18 protein-coding genes are annotated in these 15,592 nt (G+C 63.4%); 13 read left to right on the forward strand and 5 right to left on the reverse strand.

What is annotated here, in order from left to right:
- The first annotated feature begins 145 nt into the window (after positions 1-145).
- The 4 genes from J4F42_20355 (at position 146) to J4F42_20370 (ending at position 3,743) form a co-directional block, all read left to right on the forward strand.
- Positions 146-529: a hypothetical protein gene (locus J4F42_20355; GenBank protein ID MCE2487873.1), complete on the forward strand. Its 384-nt coding sequence runs from the start codon at positions 146-148 to the stop codon at positions 527-529.
- Positions 530-585: 56 nt separating this feature from the next.
- Entirely contained in the window at positions 586-2,208 is a 1,623-nt protein-coding gene (locus J4F42_20360) for a methylmalonyl-CoA mutase (GenBank protein ID MCE2487874.1), read from the forward strand.
- A 68-nt stretch (positions 2,209-2,276) separates the two neighbouring features.
- Positions 2,277-3,335 carry a zinc-binding dehydrogenase gene (locus tag J4F42_20365; protein MCE2487875.1) on the forward strand — a complete coding sequence of 353 codons (1,059 nt, stop codon included), beginning with the start codon at positions 2,277-2,279 and terminating at the stop codon, positions 3,333-3,335.
- Positions 3,336-3,359: 24 nt separating this feature from the next.
- Entirely contained in the window at positions 3,360-3,743 is a 384-nt protein-coding gene (locus tag J4F42_20370) for a thioesterase family protein (protein MCE2487876.1), read from the forward strand.
- A 378-nt stretch (positions 3,744-4,121) separates the two neighbouring features.
- On the opposite strand, the gene metG is transcribed toward J4F42_20370, so the two are convergent.
- Positions 4,122-4,448, reverse strand: a complete 327-nt coding sequence (gene metG / locus J4F42_20375; GenBank protein ID MCE2487877.1) for a methionine--tRNA ligase subunit beta — start codon at positions 4,446-4,448, stop codon at positions 4,122-4,124.
- A gap of 97 nt (positions 4,449-4,545) precedes the next feature.
- Between metG and J4F42_20380 the strand changes: the two genes are divergently transcribed.
- From J4F42_20380 to J4F42_20410, 7 genes are all read left to right on the forward strand, one after another.
- Positions 4,546-5,562: a class I SAM-dependent methyltransferase gene (locus J4F42_20380; protein MCE2487878.1), complete on the forward strand. Its 1,017-nt coding sequence runs from the start codon at positions 4,546-4,548 to the stop codon at positions 5,560-5,562.
- A gap of 15 nt (positions 5,563-5,577) precedes the next feature.
- Positions 5,578-6,042 (forward strand): M67 family metallopeptidase, encoded by a 465-nt coding sequence (locus J4F42_20385; protein MCE2487879.1) that lies wholly within the window; start codon positions 5,578-5,580, stop codon positions 6,040-6,042.
- A gap of 179 nt (positions 6,043-6,221) precedes the next feature.
- Positions 6,222-6,863 (forward strand): acyloxyacyl hydrolase, encoded by a 642-nt coding sequence (locus J4F42_20390; protein MCE2487880.1) that lies wholly within the window; start codon positions 6,222-6,224, stop codon positions 6,861-6,863.
- Between the two features lie 9 nt (positions 6,864-6,872).
- Positions 6,873-7,769, forward strand: coding sequence for a hypothetical protein (locus J4F42_20395; GenBank protein ID MCE2487881.1), 897 nt, complete (start codon positions 6,873-6,875; stop codon positions 7,767-7,769).
- A gap of 29 nt (positions 7,770-7,798) precedes the next feature.
- Positions 7,799-8,611 carry an alpha/beta fold hydrolase gene (locus J4F42_20400; GenBank protein MCE2487882.1) on the forward strand — a complete coding sequence of 271 codons (813 nt, stop codon included), beginning with the start codon at positions 7,799-7,801 and terminating at the stop codon, positions 8,609-8,611.
- Between the two features lie 16 nt (positions 8,612-8,627).
- Complete coding sequence (locus tag J4F42_20405; protein MCE2487883.1) at positions 8,628-9,092, forward strand: Uma2 family endonuclease; 465 nt, start codon at positions 8,628-8,630, stop codon at positions 9,090-9,092.
- A gap of 109 nt (positions 9,093-9,201) precedes the next feature.
- The gene (locus J4F42_20410) at positions 9,202-10,053 is read left to right on the forward strand and encodes an isocitrate lyase/PEP mutase family protein (GenBank protein MCE2487884.1); all 852 of its coding nucleotides are present in this window, start codon (positions 9,202-9,204) and stop codon (positions 10,051-10,053) included.
- A 49-nt stretch (positions 10,054-10,102) separates the two neighbouring features.
- Here J4F42_20410 and J4F42_20415 read toward each other — a convergent pair whose 3' ends face one another.
- Positions 10,103-10,930 (reverse strand): 4Fe-4S dicluster domain-containing protein, encoded by an 828-nt coding sequence (locus J4F42_20415; GenBank protein MCE2487885.1) that lies wholly within the window; start codon positions 10,928-10,930, stop codon positions 10,103-10,105.
- 137 nt (positions 10,931-11,067) lie between these two features.
- Between J4F42_20415 and J4F42_20420 the strand changes: the two genes are divergently transcribed.
- Positions 11,068-12,135: a hypothetical protein gene (locus tag J4F42_20420; protein ID MCE2487886.1), complete on the forward strand. Its 1,068-nt coding sequence runs from the start codon at positions 11,068-11,070 to the stop codon at positions 12,133-12,135.
- Between the two features lie 4 nt (positions 12,136-12,139).
- Positions 12,140-12,580, forward strand: coding sequence for a TIGR03668 family PPOX class F420-dependent oxidoreductase (locus J4F42_20425; protein MCE2487887.1), 441 nt, complete (start codon positions 12,140-12,142; stop codon positions 12,578-12,580).
- Positions 12,581-12,596: 16 nt separating this feature from the next.
- On the opposite strand, the gene J4F42_20430 is transcribed toward J4F42_20425, so the two are convergent.
- From J4F42_20430 to J4F42_20440, 3 genes are all read right to left on the reverse strand, one after another.
- Positions 12,597-13,805 (reverse strand): aspartate aminotransferase family protein, encoded by a 1,209-nt coding sequence (locus J4F42_20430; protein MCE2487888.1) that lies wholly within the window; start codon positions 13,803-13,805, stop codon positions 12,597-12,599.
- 50 nt (positions 13,806-13,855) lie between these two features.
- Positions 13,856-15,148 (reverse strand): hypothetical protein, encoded by a 1,293-nt coding sequence (locus J4F42_20435; protein MCE2487889.1) that lies wholly within the window; start codon positions 15,146-15,148, stop codon positions 13,856-13,858.
- Between the two features lie 30 nt (positions 15,149-15,178).
- Positions 15,179-15,592 (reverse strand): hypothetical protein (locus J4F42_20440; protein MCE2487890.1); only part of this gene is annotated, 414 nt, incomplete at its 5' end.

Genomic DNA, 15,592 nt, shown 5'->3' on the forward strand with positions numbered 1-15,592 from the left:
TCTTCCGACTCGGTACTGACTGCGGACGCCAGTTCGATGTATAACATGTCACTCGTCTGGTCGTAGCGAAAAATCATCGGCCTGTTTCCTTCTGAAATCCGCGGTCTGGGAAAGCACTATACGAGGACTTCATAAGGAGCGTAAGATGCGTGCACTGTATGTGATATTTATCTGCCTGTGTCTGGCCCTGGGCAGCCTGACGGCCTCGGCTTCCAGTTGGGCCGAGGAGGCGGTCTATCCCGAGGGCAGCTCAAGCATTATCGAGACGCGCAGCTGGCAGCTGTCCGCAACCGACCCGCTGGCTCTGCAATCCCAAACCCGAGCCGCGGTGGCCCGGATGGACGGTGTGGTGGTGGTCAAAGACGAGGCTGGCCTGCTGGTGCTGTCTCTGCCGACCCCGCTGCTGGCCGCGCTGCGGGAGAAGCTGAGCGCGCTCGGGGTACTCCACACCCCAACGGAAACCCCCGCCCCTCAGGCGCCGACGACGCTGCTGCGCGTGCGCTTTCAGGCCGCGTCCGACCCATCCTGACACTTGTCTCGGTGTGAGATTTGGGGTAGGCAAGGTTGTCGCATGCGAGAGGCACTATGAGCACGACCCTTGCCAAGGCATACCAGGAGTGGGAAGACACGACCCTGAAAAAAGCCCTGTCCCGAGCGCCGGAGCGCAAAGACGGCTTCCAGACCTCGTCCGGCATCCCCATCAGACGGCTGTATACCGCAGCCGATACGGCCGACCGTGATGACCAGGCGGCGCTGAGTTTTCCGGGCCAGTATCCGTTCACCCGCGGGGTGCAGCCGACCATGTATCGCGGGCGGTTCTGGACCATGCGCCAGTATGCCGGCTTTGGCACGGCCGAAGAGTCCAACGCGCGCTATCGCTATCTGCTCGACCAGGGCCAGACCGGGCTGTCGGTCGCCTTCGATCTGCCAACCCAGATGGGCCGCGATTCGGACCACCAGCTGGCCGCCGGCGAGGTCGGTCGGGCCGGGGTGGCGATTGACTCGCTGGCCGATATGGAGACCCTGCTGAACGGGATTCCACTCGATAGAGTCAGCACCTCAATGACGATCAACTCGACCGCCGCCATCCTGCTGGCCCTGTACCTGGCGGTGGCCGAAAAACAGGGCGTGGCCTGGGACAAGGTCAACGGCACAATCCAGAACGACCTGCTCAAAGAGTATATCGCCCGGGGGACGTATATCTATCCGCCGAGTCCGTCGCTGCGGATCATCACCGACATTTTTGCCTTTTGCGCCGACCAGGTGCCGAACTGGAATACGATCTCCATCTCGGGCTACCACATCCGCCAGGAGATCGCCTTTACCCTGGCCGACGGCATTGCCTATGTCGATGCCGCGCTGTCGGTTGGCCTGGACGTGGACCGGTTTGCCTCGCGTCTGTCGTTTTTCTTTAATGTGCATAACAACATCTTCGAGGAGGTGGCCAAATTCCGGGCTGCCCGCCGTCTGTGGGCCAAAATCATGAAGGAACGCTTCGGGGCCAAGGATCCCCGCTCGTGGATGCTACGCACCCACGCCCAGACCGCCGGCTCGACCCTGACCGCCCAGCAGCCGGACAACAATATCATCCGGGTAACCCTCCAGGCTCTGGCCGGCGTGTTAGGGGGCACGAATTCCCTGCATACCAACTCCAAGGACGAAGCCCTGGCCCTGCCGACCGAGGACGCGGTGCGTATCGCCCTGCGTACCCAGCAGGTGATCGCCTATGAGTCGGGCGTAGCCGATACGATCGACCCGCTGGCCGGTTCCTACTATGTGGAATCATTGACTGACGAGCTGGAAGCCCGGGCGGTCGAGTATATTGCGCATATCGACGAACTTGGCGGTGCGGTCAAAGCCATCGAGGCCGGCTACCAGCAGCGCGAGATTCACGACGCAGCCTTTCGCGCCCAGCGGGCGGTCGTCGGGGTGAACGACTTCACGCATGAAGAGGCGCCCGGAAACGAGCTGCTCAAAATCGACCTGCGGCTCGAACAGCGCCAAAAAGAAAAACTCGCCGCAATACGGGCCGAGCGGAACCAGACCGCCGCCCAAACGGCTTTGGATCGGGTCGAAGCGACCGCCCGCGACGGGGGCAACCTGATGCCGGTGCTGATTGACGCGGTGCGCGCCTACGCCAGCCTGGGAGAGATCTCCGACCGGCTGCGCAACGTCTTTGGCGAGTATCAGGCCCCGTCGTTCATGTAGGCGGGGTGACACAGGTAATCGTGATGCCCTTTGATTGCCATCACGATTGCCATTGAAGGAGAGGAACGATGAAAGGCACTGTGAGCTTCATTCCCGAAGCCCGGAAGATCGACTTTTACGAGTATGAGTTGCCCCAGCCCGAACCCGGAGCGATGCTGACCGAGGTGACGCGGACCAACGTGTGCGGCTCCGAGGTCCACATGTGGCGGGGCGAGTTCGGCCGACGTGGCGCCATGCCCGGACATGAGATGGTCGGCCTGACGACCGACACGGCCGGCCAGCCGCTCAAAGAGGGCGATCGTATCGCGCCGGTCTACTACCGGGTGTGTGGCCTGTGTGCCAACTGCCGGGAGGGCAATGCCGCCGCCTGTACCGGGCTCAGCATCCGGGCCAAGCGTCTGATTCCAGACGAAGCGCCGCACTTTCACACCCCGTGGGCGACCCACTACTACATTCACCCCGGCCAGCATGTGTACAAGGTGCCGGATAATGTCCCCGACCACGCCGCCTCGTCGGCCAACTGCGCCCTGTCGCAGGTGTTTTTCAGCCTCGACCGGATCAACCTGCGCTACGACGAGACCCTGGTGGTCCAGGGCGCGGGTGGCCTGGGGCTGCACGCCATGGCCGTGGCCAAGGCGCGTGGGGCGCGGGTGATCGCTATTGACGGGGTTGAGCTGCGCCTCCAACGGGCCAAGGCGTTTGGCGCCGACGAAGTAATTGACATGCGCGAATACGCCTCGGTCAAAGACCGCACGGTACGGGTCCGGGAACTGACCAACGGACTCGGGCCGGACGTGGTTCTGGAGGTCGCCGGGGTACCGGCCGCGTTTGAGGAGGCCATTCAGCTGGTGCGGAGCGGCGGACGGATCGCCGAGCTGGGCAATATCTCCATGGGCTTGCAGGCGACGATCTCGCCGTCGCTGATTACCTTCAAGTCTATTTCGGTTGTCGGGGTGGCCACCTATAACCCCCACTATCTGCACAAAGCCTTGCAGTTCCTGTCCGAGCACATGGATCAATATCCGTATCACGAGCTGAGCGATGCCGAGTTTCCGCTGAAAAACGCGGCCGAAGCCATGGACAAATCCGACCGCAAGGAGATTACCCGGGCCGCCCTGGTCCCCTAACCCGGCAACAATGAGGAAGTGCGCATGAAAGACTCGCTCACAACCGGCATGTCTTCGGAACGAACGATCACCACCACCCCGGACATGGGCATTGTCCACCTCGGGCCGGACGCCCCGCAGATGTATTCAACCCCGGCCATGGTCCAGCTGATGGAGGGCACCTGTGTGGAGTTCCTGACGCCGCACATGGACGCCGGCGAGCAGACGGTCGGCTTTCACATCGATGTCAGACACATGGCGCCGACCCCGATTGGGCAGAAAGTCACCGGCAAGATCAGTCTGGATGAGATTAAGGGCCGGCGTCTCAAGTTCACGGTCGAAGCCTATAACGAGGACGGCACCAAGATCGGCGAAGGCATTCACGAACGGGCGGTGGTCAGCATCGACCGCTTTGCCGGCAAGGAATAGGCGGCGACCTCGCCCCGAACCGGTGGAGGCCGGAGGCTCCACCCCGAGCGTTCGACCAGGAGATCTTGGCCGCCGTACTGCTGCCTTCCCCCCGCGCTAAGGCTTGCGGGGAGGCTCTCCGAAACTACCGATTGAGATAACCCAGCCAGCACAGATAAGGAGGGCGAATGCTGCTCCTCCAAGGGCGATGGCAATGTACTCGGCCATGATTTAGTCCTCTGAAAGCTGGTCAACGGGAGTTCTCCTCCACCAGAGCAGATAACCTACGGATGTGGCTGCCAGCACGGTCAGCCAGGCCAATCTGAGCATTTCGGTCATAAGTCTGATGCGCTCGGTCAGCTGTTCTTTTGTAGGCATGCGCCCCACGCCGAGAGAGGCTCAGGACACTTTCGAGCCCGGGGCGACCTGCTTTTCCGGGCTTAAGACGATTACCCCGCCGCTGCTGGCATCGGTCGCGGCCAGCAGCATGCCCTGACTCTCGACCCCCCGCAGCTTGGCTGGCTGCAGGTTGGCCACTACCACGATCTGCCGGCCGACCAATTCTTCCATCGTATAGTGGGCGCGAATGCCGGCCACGAGCTGGCGCTGTTCGTCGCCCAGATCAACGCTGAGTACGACCAGACGGTCGGCGTTGGGGTGGGCTTCGGCTGCGGTGATGGTCGCCACCCGCAGTTCAACTTTGCCAAATTCATCAATGCTTATCATCAGCCTGGACTCCTTTGCGGATTTCGTGCCACTATAGCGGCGCTGTCAGCCCGCGCAACGGAGGCTGGCGGAACCGGAGAGACAGGAGGGAAAGGGTATGCCTGAGCCGCTACCGGCCGATATGCCGGGCTTGATGAAAATTGTGAATGGATTTGAGCAGGCTGCGGTCGTGCTGGGAGCCGCCCAGCTCGACCTGTTCTCGCCGCTGGCCAAGGGACCGCTGACGGCCGCCGAGCTGGCCGCCCAGACCGGTCTGCCCGTGCGTGGGGTCGCGCGTCTGCTCAACGCCAGCGCGGCCCTGGGTGTTGTGACCAAGGAGGCCGATCACTACCGCAATGCGCCGGCGGCCGATGCCTTTCTGGTCAAAGACAGGCCGGGCTATGTGGGCAATATGCTGAGACAGGCCAGCGACCGCTACCAGGCCTGGGGTAAGCTGTCCGAAGCCATTCGGAACGACGGGCCGGTCCTGCCCCTGACCGGCGCCGAGCTTGAGCATGCGCCGCCCGAGGTGCTGGACAACTATGTCCACGGGCTGTTTGAGCTGGGCAAGGGCCTGGCCGGGCGGATTGGCAGTCTGGTGGACCTGAAGCAGTCCCGCCGTCTGCTCGATGTCGCGGGTGGGTCGGGCGTGTACTCGATTCGCCTGTGTCAGGCCTTTCCGCAGCTGTCGGCCACGGTGTTTGACCTGCCGCCCATCCTGCAACGTACGCGTCATATCATTGAGCGCGAGGGCATGACCGCCCGGGTCAGCGTGCGCGAGGGCAATTATTTCAGCGATGACTTTGGCCACGGCTATGACACGGTCCTGCTGTCGAATATGCTCCAGACCGAGGGCCGCGAGACTGGTAAGATGGTACTCGGCAAAGCCTTTGCGGCCTTGCAGGCCGGCGGCCAGATCCTTATTCACGGCATCATGCCCGAGCCCAACCTGATAGAGCCGGTCCAACCCGCAGTCTTCTCACTGTTCATGATGCTGGTATTCCCCCACGGCGAAGCCTATCCGGGCGAGGAGATCATCGGCTGGCTGCACGACCTCGGCTTTGTTGACGGCCAGAAGATACGCCTACCGCCACCGGCTTTCACCGGTCTGGTGCTGGCGCGCAAGCCGGGCTAGGGCTGGAGCACACGTATGACGCATATCGACGCCGCGACATGGCAGGCCGTGTGTCAGCACGCCCAGGACACGTTCCCCGACGAATGCTGTGGGGCCATCCTGAGCCGGGATGGCAGGGCCGAAGTACGACGCATTGACAATATCCAGAACACCATGCACGCCAAGGACCCGGAGACCTATCCGCGCGACGCCAGTACGGCGTATTTCATGCAACCCACACAGTTGCTGGCCGTCATTCAGGACGCCGACAGCGGTGCGGCCGAGCTGACCGCCTTTTACCACTCGCATCCGAACCACGAGGCGTATTTCTCAGCCGAGGACAAACGCCAGGCCATGTTTGGCGATGAGCCGTCCTACCCGGAGGCGGTCTATCTGGTGGTCTCGATCTATGACCGTCAGGTGCGCCGGATCAAGGCTTTTCAGTGGAACGAGGGGCAAAAAGACTTTGTCGAGACCGAACTGAGCGCCGAGACAGGCTGACCGCCGGTCTCTTTCCGGTGAGGAAGTCACCATCGTTCACCTTGGTGTCAAACGGGTGTCAAACGGCTTGCACAAGCCAGACCGGTAGGATAGGAGCGAGGCGTGGACGCGATACAAGAGTGGACGAAGATGACCAGCAGACCAGGAAGAGATCATCGTCCGCTTCCAGGGGAGGGAGAATGAACAAGGCGATACGCGTAGTCGGCTGTCTGGTCGGAATGTTCGTGTTGGGCGTGAGTGCCGCCCAGGCTCAGGGGCCTGCCGCAGGCTCGTGGAATGTCGGCCTGCGCTCAGGCTACTCTATCAGCGAGCGGAATATCGACAGCGTGCCGATCAACTTCCATATCGGCTACATCCTGTTTAAGGGCAAGCCGTGGATCTTGCCCGCGGGAGCGTTTGAGATTGCGACCGAGCCCTTCTTGTCTGCGGTGACGCGCCACTCAAACCAGAGAGAGGGGAGTAGCATCCTGAGGAATGGAGGGACCGAGCCGGTCAAGCTCGGCAGAAAGCGCGACGCCTCGATTGAGGCCGGCCTCATGCTGCCGGTCCTGAGCTACCATTTTGACCTGGGCTCTCGGCTGTCCCCGTATATCGAGGGCGGCTTGGGCATCTTGTATCACGACTATCGGGGCTACGACCTGGGCGGAGGCTTCACTTTCACCGAGATGGCCGGCGCCGGCCTGTCGTATTTTCTGCACGATAACGTCTCCCTCAGCCTGGGGTATCGGTTCCGCCATACCTCAAACGCCAGCCTGTATGACGAAAATGACGGCCTGAACTCGCATTCCCTGTTGGCCGGCGTGTCGTTTTTCCTGCCCTAGAGATCAGACATGGCGGACGACGAAAAGAAAGCGGCCGAGCCTGCCGGCGGAGACGAGCGCCGGAAAAAACGCTCCCGCAGCCGGTCCAGAAACCGGAGCCGCAACCGTTCTCAGGCTGGGACGCCGCGCGCTCAGGAGGGGCGGGCTGCCAAGCCGGACAGTCCTCCCGCGCGGACCGACCGGGGGCGAGCCAAAGCGCCGCGCGGACCGGCCAGACCGGCGGCCAAGCCGCAGACCGCTTCCCCGACCAACCGTCGTTCTCCAGCAGCCCGCACCAGACCGCCAGCCAAGGCGAGCACACGTCCCGCCCGTGCCGAGCCCCAACTTGAGGAGTGGCGGGAGCCCGAGGACCGGCCGGCCGGGCGTACCGGGCAGAGACCGGGCAGTGCCGAGGCGCCGTCTGAAGAGCAGCGCGAGCCCGCCGGCGCGGTCTTTTTCCGCAGTTTTGAGAACTACGATCAAGAGGAAGCCCGGGAGTGGCTCAGCGATCCCAACATCAAGCTGATCCAAAAGGCCGACCCCAAGCCGGGCGAGTGGGCCTACTGCCCGCTGGTTGAAGAGCGCTGCCCGGCCCGAGAGATCGAACAGGTCAAGCGGGCGCTGCCGATTCCTGCCGATGTCTACGCCGTACTGGTCGATTCCGGCCTGTCGCTGCGGGCGATTATCACCGGAACGCCGATGTACGAGCGACTGCTGGAGTTCAATTTTATTGACGAAGCCTCGTTCGACTGCTGGATTCAGGGCGAGTGGGTGCGCGAAGAGGTGTTTGACGGCAAGGCCGAGCTGCTGGGCTGCGCGCTTCAGCTGCTTGAACAGTATTTGCAGAAAGACATTGTCAGCAATGAGGACATTGTCCAGGCGCCGCGTCCCGACGGGGCGCTGCCGCCCGCCCGCACCGAGTGGTGAGACGCCAGACCGCTCAGGAGGGAAGCCGTATGCCACAGCTGACCGCCAATAACTATACCATGCACTATCGGGTCGATGACTTCACCGACCCGTGGAGTGCGTCTGAGACCGTCTGGATTCAACACGGTTTTGGCCGCAACCTCAACTTCTGGTACCACTGGATACCGCTCCTGGCCGGCCATTACCGTGTGCTGCGGCGGGATATGCGCGGCCACGGCGGGTCGGCCGACCCGGGACCGGACTACGTGTGGTCGGTCGATGACCTGCTCGGCGACATGAAAGGCTTTCTGGACGCCCTGGAGATTGACGCCGTGCACTATGTCGGCGAATCGGTGGGCGGTATTCTGGGCATTGCGTTTGCCACCAAGTGGCCCGAGCGCTTCAAGAGCCTGACCTTGTGCGCCTCTCCAACCTCTATTCGGCCGCATATCCAAAAGACCTTTGCCCTGGGTTATGAGGACTGGCCGACCGCGCTCGGCACCCTTGGTTCGGGTGGCTGGGCCAAAGCCCTGATCGAACAGGGCGCGGGCCTGGCTGGAGGCGACTCGCCCCATCTGCGCTGGGTGCTTGACGAGTGGGCCAGAACCCCGACCCACGTACTCCAGGGACTGTGCCGTCTGGTGCCGAGCGTGGATGTGGAACCGATCCTGTCCCAGGTCAGCGTGCCGACCCTGGTCCTGGCCCCGGCCAACAGCCCGCTCACCCCGCTGAGCGAGCAGCTGGCGATCCGCGACAGCATTCCTGGCGCGCAGATGGCGGTGATCGAGGGCAGCGGGCATGAGATCTACGTAGACGCCGCCCAGGACTGTGTTGAGGCACTGCTCAGGTTTATCCGCTCATGAGGCTAGGAGGCCGATGATGCCGCATCCCGAAGCCCCCCTGCCCCAGCACCGCCTGAGCGCGGATGACTATCACAAGATGGGCGAGGCGGGCATCTTCGACCACGCTGATCGGGTTGAGCTGATTGAGGGCAGGCTGATTGATATGGCTCCCATAGGCAGCGATCATGCGGGTCAACTCAACGCTGTATTGAACAGGGCATTTGCGAGATTGGCTCTCGTCTCGCCGCAAAATCCTATCCGTCTCAGTGAACATTCGGAACCTCAGCCCGATTTTGCCATCTTGCGTCTACGAGCCGATTTCTACCGCACCTCTCACCCTCAGCCATCCGATGTGTTGCTTGTCATTGAAGTTGCAGACACGAGCATCCGCCATGACCGAGAGGTGAAGATTCCTCTGTATGCCCGTCACGGTATCCCCGAAGTCTGGCTGCTGGATCTGCACAACACGCGATGGCGAGGTGCTGTATCCTGCCGACAATGAGGCCGTCGCGCCGGTCTTACTACCCGACGCCGTGCTGCCCATTACTGACTTCTGGTCGTGAGCACGGGGCCGGGCGGCGGCTTTTTTCTGCCTATGTAAGGAGGACTGTATGCCCGCTCCAGCCACGCGTCTGCGCCAATTGCTCGACGGCCCCGACATGGTCGTCGCCCCGTTTGTGTTTGATGCCTTCCAGGCCCGGATTGCCCAGGCCGCCGGCTTTGAGGCTGTGTACATGACCGGATTTGGGACGGCCGCCTCACGCGGGTTTCCCGATGTTGGTCTGTTGACCATGGCCGAGATGGTCCAGAACGTGCGCTATATCGCCAGCGCGATCGAGCTGCCGCTGATCTGCGACGCCGACACCGGCTACGGCAATCCGGTCAATGTGTATCGGACGGTGCGCGAGTACGAGGCGGCCGGTGCGGCAGCCCTGCACATCGAGGATCAGGTGTGGCCCAAACGCTGCGGCTTTCTGGCCGGCAAACAGGTCATCCCCATGGACGACATGGTGCCCAAGGTGCGGGCGGCGTGCGACGCCCGGCGCAGCGACGATTTTGTGATTATTGCCCGGACCGACGCCCTGGCGGTCAACGGCTGGGAGGACGTGATTACCCGTGGCCGCGCCTACCGCGAGGCCGGCGCCGACCTGATCTTTGTCGACGGTATCAGAACCCTGGCCGATATGGAGCGCTACGCCAAGGAGCTGGGCGATCTGCCGCTGCTGTACAACGGCCAGCTGCTGCCGGTCCAGGAAATCCAGAAGTTCGGCTTCAGGCTGACGATTTACTCGGCCACGCTGATGGCGGCCTATATTCGGATGCGGGACGCCATGCAGGAACTCAAGACCACCGGCCGGATCGCCACCGATGCGGGTTGGGGCTGTTTTGAGGAAATGACCAATTTGCTGGGCGTGCCCGAGGCCATGGAGATTGGCAAGAAGTACGAAGGAGATGCTGAATGATGAACGGCGGACAAGGGCTCTTCACCGTTCAGCGTCGTGCACGGCGGCCTTAGCCCACGCGCTGAAAGCCGAACATCGACAGCCGCCGCCACGGCTTGCCGGCCGGCTTCACGTCGGACACGGCTCTTCTGAGGGTGTCGCTAAAGTTCTCTAACTCGGCCTGCTTCTCGGCCTCAAAGGCTTCCAGCTCTCGGCGTCGCTTGTCCCGAAAGGCCTCAAAAGCCGCGTTCCACTGAGCGTGGAAGGCGTCGAGGGCGTTGGCCACGTTTTTGTACATGGTTGAGGTGACGGTCAGGCTGGCCGTGCAGTAAGGGTTGGGGCAGTTCAGCACGGTGCCGATCCGAAAGCGGGCAAAGGCCAGCGCATATTCCTGCTCGCACTTGTAGCAGCTCAGCGGCACCTCCCAGTCGTCAACTTCTGGAATGGCCAGGGTTGAAACCTCGACGGCTGCGGCCGGGGCGGGAGCCGGGGCTGCGGGTGGCGGAGCTGCGACCGGGGCGGGCTCAGCCGCCGGAGCGGGTTCGGCCGTAGGTTCGGTGGCGTCGCCGCCCTTGAAGCGGGACGGAAAGTCGTCTCCAAAGGTTTCTTCCGGGTGCAGCTCTTTAGCCCGGGCGATCAGGACGGATTCGGTTTCCGGGATGTCTGGATTGGGGACGCAGCAATCGACCGGACACACTGCGGCACAGGCTTCCTGGTCAAAAAAGCCGACGCACTCGGTGCACTTTTGGGGCACGATGTAGAAGATGTCGTTTGAGATGGCCTCGCTGCTCACCCCGTTCAGATCCCACTCGACCCCACCCTGGTAAATGGCGGTGTTGGGGCATTCCGGCTCGCAGGCTCCGCAGTTAATGCAGTCGCTAGTGATTATGGTTGCCATAGCGGTGTTCTCCCTCTCAGGACTCTAGTCTTGGCTAGCCTTCCCGGGCCGCGCTGTCAATGTCCCCGGCCTGCGTTGTCCGTCGCCACCGGCTGGCTTGCAAAGGGTTCGGCCAGCCGGGATAATGCTTGCCAGCTATGAACTCCGCCGTTTCCGCACGTCTGGTGAATGGGCCGTTTGGCGACCCCGGCCTGTATATCCGCCTGCCCTGGCAGGGCCGGGCGGTGGTGTGTGACCTGGGTCACAATGACGCCCTGTCGATCACCGACATGCTGCGCCTGAGCCACGTGTTTGTCTCCCACTGCCACATGGATCACTTCATCGGCTTTGACCGTCTGCTGCGGGTGTTCTTATCCCAGTCCAAGACCCTCCGGCTGTTTGGACCACCGGGCCTGCTGGCCTGCGTGGCCGGGAAACTACAGGGCTATACCTGGAACCTGGTGGACGGCTACGGCTTTGCCCTGGAAGTGACCGAGGTCGGACGCCAGACCATGCAACGGGCGCGTTTTGAGGCTGCGGCCGGGTTCAGGCCTCAACCGCTGGCCGCCGTGCCGTTTACCGGGACACTGGTCGAGGAGGCTGGATTTTGTGTACGGACCGTGCATCTTGACCACCGGATCGACTGTCTGGCCTTTGCCCTGGAGGAAGAAGCGCACCTGAATGTGGATACCGCAGTGCTGGCCGAACTCGGGCTCGGTCCCGGGCCGTGGCTGTCCGAGCTGAAAGGTGCGGTGCGGGCTGAGCGGCCGGACGATTTTTGTATTCGGGCCGAGTGGCGGCAGGACGGACGCCGGCATGAACGGAGCCTCGTGCTCGGAGAACTGCGCGAGCGCTTAGTCAAACACACCCCGGGACACAAAATCGCCTATGTGGTCGATACGCTCTACAGCGCGGACAACGCCGCCCGTATCGCCGGCCTGGCCCACCGGGCGGATGTGTTGTTCTGTGAGTCGCCCTTTGTCCACGCCGACCATGAGCAGGCGACTCGGCGCTATCATCTGACCGCGCACCAGGCCGGTCTGCTGGGACGGGCGGCCCAGGCCAAGAAACTGGCCGTCTTTCACTTTTCGCCCCGCTACTCGGGTCAGGCCGAAATCCTGTACCGGGAAGCCCGGGAGACGTTTGAGGGTCGTCAGGAGGACGCTGATGACCACGCTCTGTCCGGCCAGCCCTCAGCTCTCTCCCCGAGCCTCGCGACGGTCTAGCCGTATGCCCGAGCTGATTACCCAACCCGTGCGGCGCTTTATTGACGCCCACCAGGTGGCCCGGCTGGCAACCGCCGGTCAGGACGGCGAGCCCCACGTCATCCCGTTCTGTTATGCGTATGACGGCCGACACTTCTACTTCGTGGTCGATCAAAAGCCCAAGCGCCAGACCGGGAAACCGCTCAAGCGGATTCAGAACATGCTGGAGAATCCGCAGGCCGCGCTGGTCATTGACGATTACGCCGATGACTGGACCCAACTGGCGTATGTGATGGTGCGCGGCACGACCGCCCTGGTTGAAGACCGGGCCGAGTATGACCGGGTGCTGGCCCTGCTGCGTGGACGCTATCCGCAGTACCGGGCGATGGAGCTGCACTTTGGCCACAACGCCATGGTGCGCATTACCCCCACCAAGGTGAACGCCTGGGGCAAGATTAACTCATGACCGGATCATGAGCGAGTCATGACGGTCGTGGCTCGTGGTCCAGCGCTCTGCCCATGATCGCCACCGCCCGATCAATCTCGGCCGACGAGATGACCAGGGGCGGGGCCAGGCGCACGACCGTGTCTTCGTGTAGCGTCCAGCCCAGCACCACACCGTTGCGCAAACACTGGCTGACAAAAGCCTGGGTTGCCGCAGGCTCGCTGAAGTCCAGCCCGATCAGCAGGCCCCGGCCCCGGACTCCGGTCAGTCCGCCACGACCGACCAGGGCGCGCAGTTTGGTCATGAACTCGCCACCTTTTTCCTCGGCGCGCTGGGGAAGCCGGTCTGCGAACATGACGTCCAGGGCCGCCAGCCCGGCCGCGCAGCACACCGGATGTCCGCCGAAGGTGGTCACATGGGCCAGGGGTGGGTCAACCGACAGGGTTTGCATGATGTCCGGCCTGCTCATGAATGCGCCGAGCGGCATGCCGCCGCCCAGCGCCTTGGCCAGCACCAGGATATCGGGCACGACCCCCCAATGTTCGGCGGCAAAGACTTTTCCCGTCCGCCCGAAACCGGTGATGACTTCGTCAAAGATCAACACCGCGCCGACCTCGGAACAGCGCCGCCGCAGGGCCGGCAGAAACGCGGCGTCCGGTATCCGCACCCCGCCCTCGCCCTGAATCGGCTCGATGATGACGGCGGCGACGCTGTCGTCAATGGCGTCGAGCGCCGCGCTGTCGTTGAACGGCAGAAACGTCACCCGTGGCAGCAGCGGCTCAAACGGGGTGCGGTAGGTCGGATTGCCGCCGACCGAGACCGAGCCCAGGGTATCGCCGTGGAAACTGCCCACAAAACTGACCAGATGCGACCGGCCGGTGAATTTGCGGGCGGTTTTGAGCGCGCCTTCCACCGCTTCGGTCCCGCTGTTGGTGAAATAGGTGACCGACAGCAGGTCGGGCGTTAGCTCGGCCAAGCGCCGTGCCAGCCGGACCTGGGGTGCCTGGATGTATTCTCCATAGACCATGGTGTGCAGGTAGCGGGCGGCCTGGTCTTGAACGGCGCGGATCACGGCCGGATGGGCATGACCGATGCTGGCCACGCCGATGCCGGACAACAGGTCCAGATACTCGCAGCCGTCCGTGTCAAGCACCACGCAGCCGCTGGCCGAGGCCACCTCGATGCCCATGGGTTCGGGCGAGGTTTGACACACAAAACGCAGAAAATCGTCGCGCAGGCTACTCATGGGAGCAAAGCATACGTCAGAGCTATGCCGCCGGCAAAGGGGCGTCTGCCTCAGTCCGTATCGACCGCCGTCCAGGTCACAAAATCGGCCAGCCGTGGCCGGCCGCCGTGCCGCCAGCCGAGCGGCGGTGTCTGCATTGTGCCGACCGGACAGATGCGGTTCAGCCCGCTGCCGGCCAGGGCTTCGAGCAGGGTCTGACGACGCCGGCCGTCAGCCGGCACGACCGTTCCGACCGCTTCGAGATACGGCCGCCACGGTTCGAGCAGCACGGCGAGCCGACCGAGATCGGCGAGCGGTTTGACCCGGACCGTGCGGTACAGGGGTGAGGGCGCAAAGCTCGGGTCGGCCTCAGAGATCACCGTCCACTCGGTGCCCTGCGGACTGGTATGGAGAACGACATCTTTGCCGGCCAGGGCCCGCCATTCGGCCTCGTCCCGTACCCGCCGGAGCTGGCTGCTGGCCGCCGGACTGATTCTGCCCCGGGGCAGGCGGGTCTGCCAGACGGCCAGCGCGTCTGCCAACAGCGCAGCAAACTCTGACGGAGGGACCGCCCCGTGGTCTTCGACATACACCAGCTGGGGGGACAGGCAGCCGCCCTGGTCGAACAGCACCACGTCGTAGGCGGCCCGCTCGGCCGACTCCCGAGCCCGCTCAAGCGCCTCGTGGGTGATCAGGCTGAAGCTCAGCTTGTGGCCGTAGCCGATGAAGCGTCCCCGGACGCGGGGGCGAATCGCGTCCAGGCTCTGGTCCGAACCCGAGGCGATGACCAACCCGGCCTCGCCAAACGCGATATCCTCAAGCTCCCGCGTGCCGCCCGGCCAGTTGAGCAGGGCCAGGCAGGCGCCCAGCTCGGGGTCGTGCCGGCGCAGGCTGTGGGCGAACAGGCGTTGCAGGCAGGCGCCCGCCGAGGCGGTTTTGACCAAGTTGGCCGATTTCACCAGAAGTGAGAAAATGATGTCGTCCAGGCCCGCGCCGGGCAGATTGCCGGCCAGGACGTGAGCCGTCAGGTGCGGCCCCTGGGCTCGGAGACCGTTGGCGAACCGGTCAAGCACGGCGCTGGTGCCGAGTTCGGCGCGCAACAGACCGTCCAGGCGTTTGGCCTGATACTCCCGGAAAATAAGCGACAGGCTGTGCCGGACCATCTCCGGTGAGAGCCCGCTCTCATCCGGCAGAACCGCCTCGGCCTGTCGGCACTCGTCTGAGTTCGGGTCCAAAAACCGGTCCACAACAGCGCCGATGTTGACCACGATGTCTCGGACCGGGCGCCGGACGAGAGAGCGTTCCCGGGCGGCGAGCAGGCCGTCGATAATCGTGCGCAGGGAGTCGGGCGTAAGGGCGGACATGGCAGAGGCGAGAGTCGCGTCGGCGTCTTGTCACGAGTTCTCTATGGCGGCCAGAAACTCGTCCAGAGCCAGGGCACAGCCGCGCGCCTCGGCGCCCGGCGCGCGGCCGCGTATCTCAAGTCCGTCCCCGGTCAGATAGCCGACATCATCGGTCTGAATCGCCATGACCGATCCACAGTTGGCCAGGTCGAAGTGGCGCAGAATGCCGGACTGACCGGGTGGGACTTCCCGCAGGGTCTCCGGGTCAACGACCAGCGTGCGGGTCCAAGCCGGGCCGATTTTATAGCGCGGCTCGTTGCTGCGCCAAAACCGGGTGTCTAACACATTGTCATAAAACTGGGAGGCCATCTCGGTCATACCGTACTCGTTGACGCAGTAGTAGCCGGCGATTTTCAGATACTTCCAGCACGACTGAAAAAATCCGTTGCGAGACAGAACCCGGCC

It is taken from the genome of Desulfurellaceae bacterium, assembly GCA_021296095.1.
GTDB lineage: Bacteria > Desulfobacterota > Binatia > Bin18 > Bin18 > JAAXHF01.

Bases quoted from the DNA above. Each gene is read 5' to 3' on its own strand.
- J4F42_20380 (MCE2487878.1), top strand. From the start codon at position 4,546: ATGCCTGAGCCGCTACCGGCCGATATGCCGGGCTTGATGAAAATTGTG.
- J4F42_20395 (MCE2487881.1), top strand. From the start codon at position 6,873: ATGGCGGACGACGAAAAGAAAGCGGCCGAGCCTGCCGGCGGAGACGAG.
- J4F42_20415 (MCE2487885.1), bottom strand. From the start codon at position 10,930: ATGGCAACCATAATCACTAGCGACTGCATTAACTGCGGAGCCTGCGAG.
- J4F42_20370 (MCE2487876.1), top strand. From the start codon at position 3,360: ATGAAAGACTCGCTCACAACCGGCATGTCTTCGGAACGAACGATCACC.
- metG (MCE2487877.1), bottom strand. From the start codon at position 4,448: ATGATAAGCATTGATGAATTTGGCAAAGTTGAACTGCGGGTGGCGACC.
- J4F42_20355 (MCE2487873.1), top strand. From the start codon at position 146: ATGCGTGCACTGTATGTGATATTTATCTGCCTGTGTCTGGCCCTGGGC.
- J4F42_20390 (MCE2487880.1), top strand. From the start codon at position 6,222: ATGAACAAGGCGATACGCGTAGTCGGCTGTCTGGTCGGAATGTTCGTG.
- J4F42_20360 (MCE2487874.1), top strand. From the start codon at position 586: ATGAGCACGACCCTTGCCAAGGCATACCAGGAGTGGGAAGACACGACC.
- J4F42_20385 (MCE2487879.1), top strand. From the start codon at position 5,578: ATGACGCATATCGACGCCGCGACATGGCAGGCCGTGTGTCAGCACGCC.
- J4F42_20405 (MCE2487883.1), top strand. From the start codon at position 8,628: ATGCCGCATCCCGAAGCCCCCCTGCCCCAGCACCGCCTGAGCGCGGAT.
- J4F42_20400 (MCE2487882.1), top strand. From the start codon at position 7,799: ATGCCACAGCTGACCGCCAATAACTATACCATGCACTATCGGGTCGAT.
- J4F42_20435 (MCE2487889.1), bottom strand. From the start codon at position 15,148: ATGTCCGCCCTTACGCCCGACTCCCTGCGCACGATTATCGACGGCCTG.
- J4F42_20410 (MCE2487884.1), top strand. From the start codon at position 9,202: ATGCCCGCTCCAGCCACGCGTCTGCGCCAATTGCTCGACGGCCCCGAC.
- J4F42_20365 (MCE2487875.1), top strand. From the start codon at position 2,277: ATGAAAGGCACTGTGAGCTTCATTCCCGAAGCCCGGAAGATCGACTTT.
- J4F42_20430 (MCE2487888.1), bottom strand. From the start codon at position 13,805: ATGAGTAGCCTGCGCGACGATTTTCTGCGTTTTGTGTGTCAAACCTCG.
- J4F42_20425 (MCE2487887.1), top strand. From the start codon at position 12,140: ATGCCCGAGCTGATTACCCAACCCGTGCGGCGCTTTATTGACGCCCAC.
- J4F42_20420 (MCE2487886.1), top strand. From the start codon at position 11,068: ATGAACTCCGCCGTTTCCGCACGTCTGGTGAATGGGCCGTTTGGCGAC.